The organism is Bacteroides sp. MSK.20.12 (assembly GCF_019052435.1).
GTDB lineage: Bacteria > Bacteroidota > Bacteroidia > Bacteroidales > Bacteroidaceae > Bacteroides > Bacteroides xylanisolvens.
Window position 1 is genome coordinate 86,457 of sequence record NZ_JAHQVH010000019.1, and the last position, 16,699, is coordinate 103,155.

General features: G+C 41.8%; 9 protein-coding genes and 1 pseudogene. 7 read left to right on the forward strand and 3 right to left on the reverse strand.

The window, feature by feature from the left end:
- Positions 1-71 precede the first annotated feature (71 nt).
- The 6 genes from KTR06_RS11930 to KTR06_RS11955 all read left to right on the forward strand — a co-directional run bounded on the left by KTR06_RS11930 (position 72) and on the right by KTR06_RS11955 (position 10,269).
- Positions 72-1,607 carry a sulfatase-like hydrolase/transferase gene (locus tag KTR06_RS11930; RefSeq protein ID WP_217290376.1) on the forward strand — a complete coding sequence of 512 codons (1,536 nt, stop codon included), beginning with the start codon at positions 72-74 and terminating at the stop codon, positions 1,605-1,607.
- Between the two features lie 159 nt (positions 1,608-1,766).
- Positions 1,767-4,925, forward strand: coding sequence for a TonB-dependent receptor (locus KTR06_RS11935; protein ID WP_217290377.1), 3,159 nt, complete (start codon positions 1,767-1,769; stop codon positions 4,923-4,925).
- A gap of 27 nt (positions 4,926-4,952) precedes the next feature.
- Positions 4,953-6,725, forward strand: a complete 1,773-nt coding sequence (locus KTR06_RS11940; RefSeq protein WP_149952765.1) for a RagB/SusD family nutrient uptake outer membrane protein — start codon at positions 4,953-4,955, stop codon at positions 6,723-6,725.
- Positions 6,726-6,755: 30 nt separating this feature from the next.
- Entirely contained in the window at positions 6,756-7,799 is a 1,044-nt protein-coding gene (locus tag KTR06_RS11945; RefSeq protein WP_004310354.1) for a DUF5017 domain-containing protein, read from the forward strand.
- Positions 7,800-8,009: 210 nt separating this feature from the next.
- Positions 8,010-8,954: a tRNA-dihydrouridine synthase family protein gene (locus KTR06_RS11950; RefSeq protein WP_120067619.1), complete on the forward strand. Its 945-nt coding sequence runs from the start codon at positions 8,010-8,012 to the stop codon at positions 8,952-8,954.
- 55 nt (positions 8,955-9,009) lie between these two features.
- Positions 9,010-10,269 (forward strand): DcaP family trimeric outer membrane transporter, encoded by a 1,260-nt coding sequence (locus KTR06_RS11955; RefSeq protein ID WP_120067621.1) that lies wholly within the window; start codon positions 9,010-9,012, stop codon positions 10,267-10,269.
- Between the two features lie 427 nt (positions 10,270-10,696).
- On the opposite strand, the gene KTR06_RS11960 is transcribed toward KTR06_RS11955, so the two are convergent.
- The 3 genes from KTR06_RS11960 to KTR06_RS11970 form a co-directional block, all read right to left on the reverse strand.
- Positions 10,697-13,771: a chondroitinase family polysaccharide lyase gene (locus KTR06_RS11960; RefSeq protein WP_120067623.1), complete on the reverse strand. Its 3,075-nt coding sequence runs from the start codon at positions 13,769-13,771 to the stop codon at positions 10,697-10,699.
- Between the two features lie 36 nt (positions 13,772-13,807).
- Positions 13,808-14,500 (reverse strand): DUF6250 domain-containing protein, encoded by a 693-nt coding sequence (locus KTR06_RS11965; protein ID WP_008641726.1) that lies wholly within the window; start codon positions 14,498-14,500, stop codon positions 13,808-13,810.
- A 115-nt stretch (positions 14,501-14,615) separates the two neighbouring features.
- Positions 14,616-15,959 (reverse strand): LruC domain-containing protein, encoded by a 1,344-nt coding sequence (locus tag KTR06_RS11970; protein ID WP_120067625.1) that lies wholly within the window; start codon positions 15,957-15,959, stop codon positions 14,616-14,618.
- Between the two features lie 325 nt (positions 15,960-16,284).
- On the opposite strand from KTR06_RS11970, the pseudogene KTR06_RS24490 reads away from it, so the two are divergent.
- Positions 16,285-16,644: pseudogene (locus KTR06_RS24490) on the forward strand (HEAT repeat domain-containing protein); the annotation flags it as partial.
- Positions 16,645-16,699 lie beyond the last annotated feature (55 nt).

Here is a 16,699-nt window from a genome sequence, read left to right on the forward strand (position 1 = left end):
CCTACTCATTCTTTTTCTTCCATTCGCTTATCTTTGTGTTCATTACATTATTTCCTAAAACATTCAGCATTATGAAAAACGTTTCGCGTCTACTTCCCCTATTGTCTGGCATCGTCACGCTGTCAGGATGCAATCATGCACCCCAAAAGAACAATGGGCAGAATAGCCAAAAGCCTAACATTATTTATATATTTGCAGATGATCTCGGCATTGGTGATTTAAGTTGTTATGGAGCAACGAAAGTGAGCACTCCCAACATTGACCGGTTGGCAGGACAAGGAGTACAATTCACCAATGCTTATGCAACTTCTGCCACCAGCACCCCTTCCCGTTTCGGACTCCTGACAGGTATGTATCCCTGGAGACAGGAAAACACAGGAATCGCTCCCGGTAACTCCGAACTCATTATCGACACTACCTGCGTCACCATGGCAGATATGCTGAAAGATGCAGGATACGCAACCGGTGCAGTTGGGAAATGGCATCTGGGACTCGGTCCGAAAGGTGGAACCGACTTTAACAACCCAATTACCCCTAACGCGCAAAGCATCGGTTTCGACTACGAATTTATTATTCCGGCTACCGTAGACCGTGTACCTTGTGTATTTGTAGAAAACGGACATGTCGTAGGACTTGACCTCAATGACCCTATCACCGTAAGCTACAACCACAAAGTAGGCAACTGGCCTACGGGAGAAGAGAATCCGGAGCTCGTCACTTTAAAGCCCAGCCAGGGACACAACAATACAATTATCAACGGCATTCCCCGCATCGGTTGGATGACCGGAGGAAAATCCGCCCTTTGGAAAGATGAAGACATAGCCGATATCATCACTCATAAGGCTAAGAATTTCATTGCATCCCATCAGGAAGAACCCTTCTTCTTATATATGGGTACGCAAGACGTACATGTACCGCGCATCCCCCACCCACGTTTCGCAGGCAAAAGCGGACTCGGCACTCGTGGCGACGTCATCCTGCAACTGGACTGGACCATAGGTGAAATCATGCACACACTGGATAGCCTCCACATCGCAGACAACACCATCCTGATCTTTACCAGCGATAACGGTCCTGTTATCGACGACGGCTATCAAGACCAAGCTTACGAACTTCTCAACGGACATACTCCGATGGGAATCTACCGTGGTGGAAAATACAGCGCTTACGAAGCGGGTACACGCGTTCCATTTATTGTCCGTTGGCCTGCCCGGGTGAAGCCGAACAAGCAACAAGCTCTTTTCTCTCAAATAGATGTGTATGCATCGCTCGCTTCACTTTTGGAGCAACCTTTACGCAAGGGAGCTGCCCCCGACAGTCAGGAGCATCTGAACGTTCTCCTCGGCAAAAATAATACAAACCGTGAGTATGTCGTTCAACAGAATCTCAATAACACACTTGCCATCATAAAAGGTCAATGGAAATACATCGAACCGAGCGACGGCCCTGCTATCGAACATTGGACAAAAATGGAGTTAGGCAACGACAAACAGCCTCAACTATATGATTTATCTTCCGATCCATCGGAGAAAACGAATGTATCAAAACAATATCCCGACATAGTGAAAGAATTATCTGAATTACTGGAATCCGTAAAAGAAAAATAGTTTATGAGAACAGAAAAATTGTATGATTTTGCACCAATCTTGAATAATTCTATCCATATTAGAATATTCAATCCGTCTATCTTTGCAAGCGTAGATTCAATAAAATCACTTAATTTTTAATATATGAAAAAACATTTATCCACTCAAACTAGAAAAAGGATGCTCTCCTCCATCGGACTGATCTTGTTTTCTGTTTCTTTTGTACTTGCACAGGTACTTGTTAAAGGTACAGTGAAGGATAACTTAGGAGAAGGAGTGCCGGGAGCCAGTGTTCAGGTAAAAGGTACTTCGCAAGGAACAATCACTGACCTTGACGGTAAATTTGCTTTTAACGTGCCCAATAAGAATTCAATATTGGTTATTTCTTTCATTGGTTATGTCACTGTAGAAATAAAGGCGGATACTCAAAAGCCAATGGTTATCACATTGAAGGAAGACACAAAGACATTGGACGAAGTGGTAGTAGTCGGCTATCAGGAAATACGCAAAAGAGACCTGACGGGTTCTGTTGCCAAAGCCAGCATGGCAGAACTTCTTAGCACTCCGACTGCTTCTTTCGGCGAGACATTAGGCGGACGTATTGCCGGTGTCAACGTAAGTTCGGGCGAAGGTATGCCGGGCGGACAGATGAACATCGTCATCCGTGGTAACAACTCTTTGACACAGGACAACTCTCCTCTTTATGTCATTGACGGTTTCCCGGTGGAAGACCCCTCCATAGCCGCAGCCATCAATCAGAACGATATTGAGTCACTCGATTTCCTGAAGGATGCCTCTGCTACCGCTATCTACGGTGCCCGTGGTGCCAATGGTGTCGTGATGATTACAACCAAGAAAGGAACAATCGGCCAGCCTAAAATTAAATATGACGGAAGTTTCGGTATTCAGCATATCACCAAAACGATTCCGATGATGGATGCATACGAGTTCGTCAAACTACAGGCAGAACGTAGTCCCAAAGATATGGAAACTACCTACTTCATGAATTATGACGGTAAGAAATGGGGACTGGAAGATTATAGGAATATCCCGCAATATAACTGGCAGGATGAAATCTTCCGCAGCGCATGGATGCAAAGCCACAATGTTAGCCTGACCGGTGGTTCGGAAGGAGTTCGCTACAATGCTTCTTTATCTTATTATGACCAGGACGGTATCTTATTGGAATCAAACTACAAACGTGTACAAGGCCGTATGGGTACTACCATCCAAAAGAAGAAACTGAAAATCTATCTGACAACCAACTATTCAAGCACTACAACCACTGGTGGTTCTCCTTCCCAGAACTCATACAGTGGTATGAATAACCTGTTCTATAGTGTATGGGGATATCGCCCCGTGACTGAACCGGACAGACCATTAAACTCATTGATGGATAACATCATGGACGACGCGATAAACAATACCAACGATTATCGTTTCAATCCTATCATGTCCTTGAAAAACGAATATCGCAAGACGTATGCGAACTACATTCAGTTCAACGGATTTGCAGAATATGAATTTATCAAAGGATTGAAGTTGAAAGTTTCAGGCGGCTACACATTCGATACCCGCAAAGGGGAAACATTCAACAACTCGAAGACCCGTTATGGTAATCCGAAATCATCCGATAAGGTAAATGCAGAAATCTACCATTCTCAACGTGCAACATGGTTGAACGAAAATATTCTGACCTATCAGACCAATATCAAACGGAAGCATTTCTTCAATAGCATGGTAGGTGTAACCCTGCAGAATTCCGACTATGAATACTATTCATACAAAACGGTACAGATTCCGAACGAAGCACTCGGCATGGCGGGAATGAGTGAAGGAACTCCCAGTACGACTAAATCATTAAAGAGTTCCTGGTCTATGCTTTCTTTCCTGGGACGTTTGAACTATAACTATAAATCATTGTATTATGCAACGGTTTCTTTCCGTTCCGACGGTTCTTCCAAGTTCCGTGGTGATAACCGTTTCGGCTACTTCCCTTCCGGTTCATTGGCATGGGGATTCATGGAGGAAGATTTTATGAAACCATTGAAGTCTGTTGTTTCTTCAGGTAAATTAAGAGCAAGCTGGGGATTGACCGGTAACAACCGTGTAGGCGAGTATGATACGTATGCTTTATATCAGATATTAAAAGATAAAGTTGGAGATTTTATTTCGATCGGTAGCCTACCGAGTGGTGTATATCCGTTCGAAAACAGCCTGACAAGTGTAGGTACAGTGCCCACTTCCTTAAGAAACAGAAAACTGAAATGGGAGACTACCGAACAGTGGAACCTAGGCCTGGACTTAGGCTTCCTGGACGAACGCATCGGATTAACCGTAGACTGGTATCGTAAAACGACTCGTGATTTGTTGCTGAATACTGCACTTCCCACCTCTTCCGGTTATTTCAGTGCCATGAAGAATGTAGGAAAGGTACGCAACCAAGGTATCGAGCTCACATTGAACACAACCAATATCAAGAACCGTCATTTCTCATGGACTACTAACTTTAATATCGCATTCAACAAGAACAAAGTATTAGAATTGGCCGAAAACCAATCTTCTCTGTTGAGTGCAGCCAAATTTGACCAGAACTATAACTCTCAATACAGCTACATTGCCAAAGTGGGTTATCCGATGGGAATGATGTACGGATTCATCTACGAAGGTACATACAAATACGAAGATTTCGACAAAGTAGGTGATACATATACACTGAAACGCAATGTTCCGTATTTCTCTTCCGAAAGTAATACACAACCGGGTATGCCGAAATACGCAGACCTGAATGGTGACGGTATCATCGACGATAACGACCGCACTATGATCGGTAACGGTATGCCGAAACATACGGGCGGATTTACCAACAATTTCGAATACAAAGGATTTGACTTGAGCATCTTCTTCCAATGGTCGTATGGAAACGATGTATTGAATGCCAACCGCCTGTTCTTCGAGAACAGCAATAAAACACGTGACTTGAACCAATACGCAAGTTACGCAGACCGCTGGACACCGGAAAATCCGGAAAGTAATATTCCGAGAGCTACCGACTCCGGTTCTAACAAAGTGTTCTCTACACGTATTATCGAAGATGGTTCGTTCCTTCGTCTGAAGACCGTGTCTTTAGGATATACACTGCCGAAACAACTGACCAAGAAATGGAAGATAGACAATGCACGCGTATTCGTTGCCGGTCAGAATCTATGGACATGTACAGGGTATTCCGGTTACGACCCGGAAGTATCTATCCGTGAAGGCGCACTGACTCCGGGACTGGACTTCTCCGCTTATCCGAGAGCCTACTCTATCAGTTTTGGTATAAACTTAGGTTTCTAATCAATCATCCTTCAAACAATTACGTATATGAAAACAATAAAAATAATCATCATATCACTTCTTGTCGGACTTAACCTGACTTCCTGCGATTTCTTGGAAAAAGACCCGACATACACCACTCCTGAAAACTTCTTCAAAAATGAAGCGGACGCTACCTCTTGGCTGACAGGAACCTATGCCATTCTGGGACAAAGTTCCTTCTACGGAAATGAGTTCTTATACCTTGTAGGAGGTGACGATCTGGGACACTATGGTGGTGCCAACCGCGGACCTAACAAAAGTGGGTTGATCTGTAACAATGCCAACACAAGTGATCCGGCCGTTGCAGCATTGTGGTACACATTATACTCCGGCATCAACAGAGCCAATATTTTCCTGGAAAATATTGATGCAGTGCCCGATATGAACGACGATACCCGCAAGCAGTACAAAGCCGAAGCCCGTTTCTTACGCGCATTCTATTATTTTACTTTGGTAGAATGTTGGGGAGATGTACCTTTCAAGACTACTTCTACAGAAGATGCCTATAACCTCTCCATTCCACGTACGGACAAACAGACGATTTATGATTTTATCATCAAAGAGATGTATGGTTCTGCCGAGGATCTCAAATCTGCTCAAGATTTGAACTATTTACCGGGACGTGTTTCCAAATCGGCTGCTTGGGGAATGTTGGCGCGTGTATATATGTTCCGGGCCGGTGAACCTAAACGTGACAAGGAAGTGGGTTTGGCTAACAACACGACTAGTGCCGAGATTACAGAATATTTCAAAAAAGCAAGTTACTATGCACAGTTAGTCAAGAATGAGGGTCATTCACTAACTGCCAAATATTGGGACTTCTTTATCGACATTTGTTCTGATAAGTATAACACTGCTCTCAATAAGGATGGTGCCAAGGCTAATGAAAGTATTTGGGAAGTAGAATTTGCAGGTAACCGTTCGACGGATGTACGTGCAGAAGGTAGAATCGGTAATATTATCGGCATTCAGGGTAAGGACCTTTCTTCCAAAGCATCCATCACTGGTAAAGGTGATCCGGGCTATGCATACGCTTTTATCTGGAATACTCCTAAACTGCTGGAATTGTATGAAGCAAACGATGACATTGACCGTTGCAACTGGAATATTGCTCCATTCACTTACACCCAGTCAGCAGGAGAAGGTACTCCGGTGGACGGTCGTGAATTTGTAAAGGGAAAAAGAGATGAAGTGGAACAACAATACTGGGATAAATCCTTCAGCTATGGTAAAACAGAGCCGGGGTCTACTTACGGTGATCGTGAATCGAAGAACGATGCCAATAAGAACCGCAACAGGGCTGCCGCCAAATATCGTAGAGAATATGAAGCAGACAAGAAGAGTAAAAACGATACTTCCATCAACTTCCCTCTTCTCCGTTACTCTGACATTTTGCTGATGATTGCAGAAGCTGAAAATGAAGTCAACCATGGTCCTAATGATCTGGCTTATGAATGTATCAATACAGTAAGAGAACGTGCAGGAATCAAAAAACTTGCAGCAAATCTGGATGAAGAGAGCTTCCGCAAAGCTATCAAAGACGAACGTGCAATGGAACTCTGTTTCGAGTACACACGCCGTTTCGACCTGATCCGTTGGGGAGACTATTACAAACTGATGCAAGAACAAGTGGACAAGGCACAGGCTGACGAATCCTGGAAGTTCGGAATCAATGTATATACTTACTTCAATATTCCGAAGTCTTACAATTATTTCCCGATTCCTGCCAATGAAATAGGATCAAACGGTGCTATCAAGACGAATAATCCGGGTTGGTAATTCTCTTAATAACTTTAAAAAGAAAAGGACATGAAAACAATATATAAAAGTTTGATGACTATCGCTTTTGCCGGACTATCCCTGGCTTCATGCGACAAGGAATTAAAAGAAGAAACAGCAATGGAAGTGGGTGTGGTGACAGACAGCAATGTCAGCTTCGATGGCAAAACTGTGACTGTAAAGAAAGGAAGCCCTGTAACGTTCAGCTTTGATGGTGACCCTGATTTTATAACATTCTTCAGTGGAGAAATTGACCATGAATATAGATTCCGCAATCGGACAGAGATGCAAATAGAGGATATTGAAAAATGTGAAATTAATTTCGATATGATCGCCCAATATGACGCACCACCCAAAAACACCCCGCAAACTGCATTAGACATTTTCATTTCCGATAATTTTCCGGGAATGGCCAAGAATAACTTTGAAGCAGATAAGCAACTTGTAGAAGGATTTGACTGGACATATTTAATACCAACAGACGAATTGCCGGTGAAAGTAGAAAGCAATACTAAATCATATCCATACACTAAAAATCTAGCGTCTTATCTTGGAAAACAAATCACCATTGCTTTCCATTACAAAGGCGGTCAGGACGGTACTGTTAGACAACCTAAATTTACTTTTAACAATATACGCATAGAACTGGCTTTTAATAATAATAAATCAGAAACTGTCTATGCAAAAAATCTAGGTTTCACACCACTAAACATTGTAAATAATGAAAGTGACCAGCAATCGGACAAAGTTAAAGACAGAGAGTATGGAGCAGTTGATGGTGGTGTACCCGGATTTTGGAAAACAGTTATACCGACGGAAATAATAGTATCCAGCTCTGCGGCTGGAACTACACTAAAAAATAGTTGGCTAATCTCCGAACCACTCTTACTCAATGGTTCCTGCGATCCTGACGCCGGTGTAGCCATCAAGAATATCTCGCAATCATTAGAGATATACTCACATACCTACGAGGAGGCCGGAACATACACCGCTACCTTCGTAGCCAACAATGCAAACTACGTCCATCAAGGTGGTCAAGTAGTACGTGAACTGACTATAAACGTTGTAGAATAATAGTATATCCCCCAATTTTTCTAACCTTCAATCATAGAAAACGTTTATAAAAATCAGACTTTAATCAATTTAACATTAAAAAGAGAGGGTCCGCGAGGTTCCTCTCTTTTACTTTTTCCATATCTTCATTCTTCACAGAGAAATATTTTTCTTTATTCAACTGGCGTATAAATCAACATTTATATATAAGTTTGCACAAAAATAAAAACAATGCAAAAGACTCTTCCTATTCATTTTGCCCCATTACAAGGTTACACCGACGTAATTTACCGTAATGCTCATGCTGCCTGCTTTGGAGGTATAGACACTTATTACACTCCATTTGTACGACTCGAAAAAGGCAGCTTCCGCCATAGAGACATCCGGGGAATCGAACCCGGGAATAATCAGGTTTCGCATCTGATTCCCCAGCTGATAGCCCCTTCTACTGAAAAGGCTGAGAAGATTTTATCCCTATTCATTGAAAAGGGATATAAGGAAGCCGACATTAATATGGGATGTCCTTTTCCCATATTAACCAAACGCCACAATGGTTCCGGCATTCTTCCTTATCCGGAAGAAGTGAAGGAATTGCTCAATCTTGTTTTGAAGTATCCGGAAATCAGCTTTTCAATAAAGATGAGATTAGGATGGGAAAATCCGGATGAATGTCTTCACTTGGCACCTATCATCAACGACTTACCTTTGCGGCAAGTAACCATGCATCCCCGATTAGGGAAACAGCAATATAAAGGGGAAGTAAACCTGGAAGGATTCTCCGCCTTCCAGGAGGTATGCAAGCATCCGCTTATCTATAACGGAGACATTCATTCTTTGGAGGATATCCAACGTATCCAGAAACAATTTCCGGCATTGGCAGGCATTATGATTGGGCGGGGACTGCTTGCCAATCCGGCTCTGGCTTTGGAGTATAAAGAGAATCGAATCTTAACCGCCGATGAAATGAGGGAAAAATTTCATTCGATGCATACATCTGTATACACTCAATATGCAGAACAGTTGGAAGGAGGAGACGAACAGCTTCTAAACAAGATGAAAACTTTCTGGGAATATCTGACGCCACAAGCAGACAGAAAATTACTGAAAGCAATTCATAAAAGCGGAAGTCTCAATAAATATAATCAGGCGATTCTAGCCTTTTTTAATCAACGATAAACTGATAAACCGGTAATTTTATGTAATTTTGCGCCCGTTTATAAACAAGCACATTATGAAAAAATACATTCTATTATTTCTTTGTCTGATAACTGTATCAGGCAGTTTCGCACAAATGAAGGATTTCAAGTTCAAATTCTACGGACAAATTCGTACTGATTTCTATTACAATAGTCGTGCCAATGAAGAGACCGTAGACGGGTTGTTCTATATGTACCCGAAAGATAAGGTACGTGATCCGGACGGGAATGATTTGAACTCAACTCCTAACAGTAACTTCTATACCTTGTATTCACGTCTCGGAGTAGACGTTGCCGGTCCGAAGCTGGGAACAGCCAAGACATCTGCCAAAGTAGAGGTCGACTTCCGTGGTACAGGGACTTCTTATTCGGTCATTAGACTCCGCCATGCTTATTTGAATCTGGATTGGGGAAAATCGGCTGTATTGCTCGGGCAAACTTGGCATCCGTTATTTGGAGATGTATCGCCGCAGATTCTTAATCTTTCCGTAGGAGCACCGTTCCAACCTTTCAGCCGTGCGCCACAAATTCGTTATCGCTATACAAACAAAAATTTCCAACTTACCGGAGCAGCAGTGTGGCAATCACAATACACCTCACAAGGTATCAATCCTGACAAACCGAAAGAAAGCAAAAAAAGTCATGAATACTTGAAAAATGGTTGCATTCCGGAGATATATGTAGGAGCTGACTACAAGAAAGACGGTTTATTGGCAGGTGTCGGCATTGAATTGTTATCATTAAAGCCACGCACAAATGCCTTGGGAGCAAACGGAGATAAATATAAAATAGACGAACGCATAACTACCCTTTCTTACGAGGCCCATGCGAAATACACCCATAAAGCCTGGTTCATTGCCGCAAAAAGTGTATTGGGTTCCAATCTTACACAAGCTTCCGGATTAGGCGGATTCGGCATTAAGTCAGTCAACGAGCACACCGGAGAACAGAAATATACTCCAATACGTTTCTCCAGCTCTTGGTTGAATGTTGTCTACGGACAGAAATGGAAACCTGGTATTTTTGTAGGATATGCTAAAAATCTGGGAACAAGCGATGCACTATATGCCCCGAACGGAACTGACGCTCAAGTGTATGGAACGGGAACAAACCTCGACCAGTTAGTAACAGCAGGCGCTGAACTGACCTACAATGTTCCCCATTGGAAATTCGGATTGGAATATACCTTAAGCTCTGCATGGTATGGTTCACTTAATGCCTCCAATGGAAAAATCAGAGATACTCATGCCGTATGCAACAACCGTATTGTTGCTGTTGCCATGTTTATGTTCTAACCCTCTACACAAATATTTTGATTATATATCTGTCACCTGTCACCGATCACTGCCTAATAATTTGATTATAAACGATTAACATTGTGACAGCAATCGGTGACAGCATTATGACAGCAATATTGCTGTCACTGGAAATAAAGGCAAGACGGCATTGCGGAGACGCTTACAAACAGACTAACTACATTTCATAAACCGGAGACATTCATTCCGAGAGTTCAAGCAGTTATATTTATTTCATTAATATACAACCTTTGTTTCAAGGCACGTAACTTTTGTTTTCAAGCCTTGAAACTAAAGTTTCATACGCTTGAAACCAAAGTTTCTCCTTGTAGAAACCAAAGTTTCCGCGGCTGGAAACAACAGTTTCAAAGCTTTGAAACTATTGTTTCTACAAAGGCAAACAGGATATCTCCTAACTGTATAACTCTTATTTCTTCAGTTCCACTTCAAAGCTAGCGCCATCTTTGCAACTGAATCGCAAGATTGTTTGCTTTTCATTGGAAGAGACTACTTTACAATAGGGAGTTTCTTCCACATTCCATCGGCCTTTTATGGTCACAGTCACTGGTATTTCACTACTTCCATTATTAATCCACGGACGAGAGTAGATACTACGTTCAATCCGCTTCCCGTCTTTGTCAAACGCTTCGTCACTTGGACCGCGATACAAAGCCAAATCAGGTTGTGCTACCGTCAGTTTAATCTTATCAGCAGATTCTTGATGAGTCATAACCAGGCAGGAAGTATCCACACGTTGCAACAGACCACCCGGCAACGTTGTTTCAGGAGTTTCAAACAATACATAAGAAACAATCTGCTCAGAAGCGGACTCTACAATATGCGCCTTCCGATCTTGCTGTAATACTTTATAAGCTGGCTTTTTTGCAAACTTCTTCATCGCGGTTTCATTCGTTTGAGGCAAAACAGCGTATTCATACCTTCCGTTTTTTGGTGCCTTTCCATGATCTACAACCAAAGAAACCCAATCACCCTTTGTTTCCTTTCCCGTATTCTGCATTCGCGAATGTTGAGGGAAGTTCTTCTCAAACCGAATGGCTGTCGGAACATAATAACCTGTTCCCAAATGATCTACCCATACTTTCTTATCTCCCTGATAATTTCTCCAATAGTCATGTCCCGCCTTATCTGTGACTGCCAATTGGAAGATAGTCGTTTCAGTGGGGAATTCCGTATTTGTATTTTCAATATCCGATCCAAGGCAGACAATCATTCCATCGATGAAATGGTAAGATTTACGTGCCCGGTGCGATCCGTTATACTTGTCGTGCTCGTGCAACTTCATTCCGAAGTTACCATTCATCTTCTGTTGAGACAATCCGCCTGCAAAAGCTTCATCCGAATAAAGCATTTCTTCCATTCCCGAATAACGGTCTACATTGAGTACTTTAGCCTGCAATTGTTCCAACGGCAAATGAATAGATGTAACTCCCGGGATACGGTTCCAGTCAAAACCTTCCTGCTGCCAACCACTAGTGGCCGGAGTCACTGTCTGCCCCGGTGCAGCAGTCAATATCTGCAAACTGCCGTGTGCCAGATAGCGACCATATAAATTCGCTCCCAAATAATGTTCAGCCGCCCATAAATAACGGGAATGTCCACGGGCCACGGCAGACCAGTTACTGCGACGTTGAACAGAGATACAACCATAGCCCATTGCTATATTCCCCTGCGGATCCGGTTCCGGACGGAAACCTTTCTCTATCAGAAGCTTTGCCGCTTTGCGTTCTTCAGCATTTGAAACTTTGGGCATATATTCGGGAGCATCATTCTCAACGCCCGAATTTGAAATCAAACGAAGATAAGAAGAAGCCATTTCACTATCATATTCCGCCTTTCCATCGGGAGAACCGGCTAAAGCCATCATGGCAAAATGCATAGGAACCAGTTTACCTTTTCCATCCGGATGACGACCGGACATAGAAAGAGGGAAATTCAGTTTATTGCAATAAAAGCGCATGGTCAGCAATACATTCTTCACCGTTTCATGAGCCAACTTGGAAACAGCAAATTCCGTCCGGCTAAGAAGATAAATCATGTTTGTTGCCCCATCCAGTCCGCCTACGGCATAAGCCGGATAGTTATTGCGATGATGGAAAGCACCTCCGTCCACTTTAAATGAACCGGACAACCCCAGTGCAGGACGGCAACCATAATCAATCCAACGAGAGAAAGACCGTAAGTATTGCAATTTCTCCGGTGTATCTTCCATCATTAGAATACTGGCAATACGCCCTGTGGTCTGCGTATTGAAAGAGTCCATATCAATTCCGTCAACTTCCGGTTTGGGATACACTTCGTTAGTAATCGCATACCAGCGTAATGTCCGTTCGGCTTCTTGGAGTTTGCCTGCTTCTCTAAGCACATCTTTCATCAAGAAATATGCCAGATACAGGCCGCGAACACTATACCCGTAATGATGGATATTTCCCCAACAACTACCATAAGCCACGCCCTGATCGGTTATGTGATCGTACATTGCCAAGAACTTCTTCTTCATTTCTTCCCGAATCACCGGTTTCGCCGTACTATTATTATATGCAACAGCTATTTTTCTCATCAGATCGAAATAAGCACGCATTTCCACACCCATCTTAGTGAGCATATCCTTGTTCCAATCCGGAATGATTCGTTCATAAGCTTCGGCGGCACGTACCATATAGATAGGTACTCCCGAAACCTGACCGTTTTTGTAAGTGATCTGATAGAAATCATATTTCTTGCGAATATTCTCAACCTCTTTATCTGTGATCTTGCCCTTCGTGTAGATCATATCACGAAAACGCTTCTCTAACAGTTGCATCTCTTCCCGTTGCTTGTTGCCTACAGGAGTTAGTTCAATATCCGGCTTTAAAAGAGAATGTTTATAAATCACCAGCCAATGGTTGGTGGTTCCGGCATTGACAAAAGGGACTTGCAGATCGGCCGTCTGTTGACGTGCATCAACCTTAGTAGCCGTAATCAAATGATCGATGAAAAGGGTTCCTTTTGAATTTGGAGCAATAATTCGGAGTTCATTCATGCCTTCTTCCGGTGTGCCTTGCATATCACGTTCATAGCAGACCCATGCAGCGCGCCAACCACTGAAATTAATACCAAAAGGGAAAGATGTGCATCGTTTGCCGTCTTTCAGAAACTGAAACTCAATAGTCGCATTCTGAGGCACTTCATTATAAACCCACACAATAAAAGCCGAAAGATATAAATCCTTGCCGGTCGGATCTTTCTTCTCAAACTTCAGGTCTTTCTTGAATTCCAATATACCACCCGGTTCAAATGTCCATTCCAACGAATGTTTTCCATCTTTATAATGCAGATCTGATACCGACAGGCGGGAATGGGTAGCGGTGATACAATCCGGTATTTGCGGTTTTTCAAAAGAAAACATCCGCTCATCTGTTACGACTTGCGCATGAAGGAATGTTGAACACAAAAGAGAAAATAGAGTTGTCACTCCAAATTTAATAAAAGGTTGTTTCATCATGGATATATCGTCTTATTAGGTTTTTCAGTATATAAGTCAGAGAGTAGTCACTTTAAAATCTGTAAACAGGACATGATTCTGCAAGAGACGAAGACCGAAGTGTCCGTCACCTTCGCCGCCTGTAAGAACATAGCGGAACAGTTCTTCACCATTCACAGAATAAGTCGTGATTCCTTTTTCCACTTTAATGCGAATCTGATACCACTGATTGGGAACAAGCAAGTGAGAGGCATCAGTATATTCTTTCAATAAGGGTTTCACCTTGTCATCTGCTACTCCATAATATTCTCCTCTGTAACGACGGAAACGAGTCGTCGAGTTATCATTTCCCCCGTATCCAACGTAGAAAAGGTTTAATGTGTTGTAGTTTTTAAAGATGCCGTCGCGCCACTGACTACGAGTGAAAAGATCATCTGGGTATTTAGGGTCATTGGCAGCCCAAAAACAATTCAAGTCACTCAAGCGATCGTACTTCCCTCCTTGCATCACCATACAAGTGCGGTAACTAACCTCATAATTCCCCGCCAATCGCTGCTGATACCACATAGTCAATCCATCCGGCACGATCAATTCTAACGTATCTGTACGTTCTATCACCTGCAAGGCATGGGATGCATCTTCTATCTTCCATTGTTGTGCAAACGCATTTTCGCATTGTGCAAACAGCACTACACTATCCAAGAGAAATAAAGTAATCAAACTGTAGCTAATAAAAAATCGCTTCGTCATTACGGTATTAGTTTAAAAATAATTCTTCCGGATACAAAGAAACCCCTCTTTTCGAAAAAAGAGGGGCTCAAATTGTACAAAATATCTCAAATAATGTATTGACCGGGATTTTGTATTACCAAGCTTCTACCACTTTTTCAGCAGCCGGATGCAAATACCAATCCTTGTTATCAGCTCCATTGCTAGTCACCCAAGCACGGAATTCAGGATAAGCGTTATCAAAAAGCACCTTTTCATAAGCATGTTTTACGCCAACAGGAACTTTAATTCCCCAAACAAAACCATTCTTATTACAATATGGAACACCTTCCATCATTTCACCGGCTGAATCAGCTTCGTAATTAGTATAAAGATAAGAAGGTCTATAGCCTTTCATGTGAATCTCTTTATTCGTATTTGTCACAATAAAGAAATTCTGATTATGAGTATCAGTAATAAGAGCACGATAAGCTTTCAATTGATCCAAATCTTCAGTAAGACTAGTACGAACCTTAGCTCCCAAAATAATTTCTGCACGCAACATGCCTTGTCCCGGATTTATAAAACCTTTTGTAGTCTGGAAGAAATTAGTATTATCACCCAAAGCACTCAAACCATCCATTATGATAACCGGACTACCGTGTTCCGTGTCTACCGTAACTTTACAAAATTGCGATTTTCCAAAGAGTTGCTGTTGAGGCATTTCTGCTTTCATTTCCCCAGTAGCAAGTTCGGTTTCTTTTCCTTGTCCTTCTTTCAAAAGAATACGGGTTGCAACAGTCTCTATATACTTTTTATCCAAGCCACCTAATACTACACCTAATTTAATAGGATATCTACCGCCTTTAGCACGAATATCCAAAGTCAACTTCAATCCTTCTTTATATCCCTGACCAGCTTCGAACCATTTTTCAGCCTGACATTCGGTTACTTTCAAATCGTACTCAAAAACAACATCGTTCAAATCATTGTCTTGACCTGGTTCAATCGGCCAATTGTCTTCAAACATAGCAACGCCTGTATTATGATAGAAAAACCATCCATCATCTTCCTCACTAGTTACCGCCACCGCATCTTCAGGTACAGTTATTGCTACAGTCTCGCCACTCCGAGTCACGCTATTTATCGGAAATGATGCTGTTTTATCTGTTCCATCAGAATACTTCAAATAAATATTGGCACAGTGAATAGGCACATTCAATTCCAAGTCTTTCTCTCCATCAACAAGCAGGCCACTCACCAACAAACTTCTTTCCTGATTTTCTGAATCCCAATACAAATCAACCGCTACAGGCTTACTTGAATAAACTTTAGCAGAGACAGTACGACTAGTTGCAAAATCAAACCCTGCCGGAATAACATACTGTGGGTAATCATCTCCTCCTCCATTATCCACTATCCCCTCTTCATTGTTACTGTCTGTACAAGCAACAACCAACATCGTCCCCATAAGGACATACATCAAACTTTTAATTTTCATCTTAATCTAATTTTTAAATTTATTGTTTGTTTTAGTTTCCCATGAAAGCTCTACCTTATCACACCCATATCCGAACCCTATATGTTAACTTATCGAAAAAATAATTAACGCTTAATAGTATTTTAGACGTCCTTATTCGTAATTTCAATCCTTTCCATCGAAAATAATCACAAGAGCTCAAATATAGCTCAAAAGCCCTGTTCATAAACAATGGATAATATATACAAGTTATTTAGTATATTTGCATCAGACAGAACATTCAATACAACAAATATAGAACTTTTGTTTTGAATATACAAGTTTTATAGATTAAATATCAAGGGAAATGGATCAAGTACTGTATGGTATAGATTACATAGAATATTATTTCTATTGGATATATTACAAGTTTATTGGCTATCCTTTAATCATAAGAATATGCTCAATTGCGGTAATGTTTTGTATTATTGCGTACTTGTTTCTCCTATTCCATATTATATATGGTATATTCAAAAGGCGGAAAGAGAAGCGAAGATACAACAAAGCTTTCGACAAATATTACGAGGAAATGAAATCTATCTCGCTAGATTCTAACACATTAAGTGAAGAGGAAATCGCAGACAGATTACAGTATGATACGAAAAAACGTCCCAAGCCTAATGAATTACGTATTATCACTCAACTATTAACAGAAATCAAGAGTGTAGTAACTACTCAGGTATAAAGTCATATTGATACTTCTCACTGTTCAAGAACAGCAA

Bases quoted from the DNA above. Each gene is read 5' to 3' on its own strand.
- KTR06_RS11930 (WP_217290376.1), top strand. From the start codon at position 72: ATGAAAAACGTTTCGCGTCTACTTCCCCTATTGTCTGGCATCGTCACG.
- KTR06_RS11935 (WP_217290377.1), top strand. From the start codon at position 1,767: ATGCTCTCCTCCATCGGACTGATCTTGTTTTCTGTTTCTTTTGTACTT.
- KTR06_RS11940 (WP_149952765.1), top strand. From the start codon at position 4,953: ATGAAAACAATAAAAATAATCATCATATCACTTCTTGTCGGACTTAAC.
- KTR06_RS11945 (WP_004310354.1), top strand. From the start codon at position 6,756: ATGAAAACAATATATAAAAGTTTGATGACTATCGCTTTTGCCGGACTA.
- KTR06_RS11950 (WP_120067619.1), top strand. From the start codon at position 8,010: ATGCAAAAGACTCTTCCTATTCATTTTGCCCCATTACAAGGTTACACC.
- KTR06_RS11955 (WP_120067621.1), top strand. From the start codon at position 9,010: ATGAAAAAATACATTCTATTATTTCTTTGTCTGATAACTGTATCAGGC.
- KTR06_RS11960 (WP_120067623.1), bottom strand. From the start codon at position 13,771: ATGATGAAACAACCTTTTATTAAATTTGGAGTGACAACTCTATTTTCT.
- KTR06_RS11965 (WP_008641726.1), bottom strand. From the start codon at position 14,500: ATGACGAAGCGATTTTTTATTAGCTACAGTTTGATTACTTTATTTCTC.
- KTR06_RS11970 (WP_120067625.1), bottom strand. From the start codon at position 15,959: ATGAAAATTAAAAGTTTGATGTATGTCCTTATGGGGACGATGTTGGTT.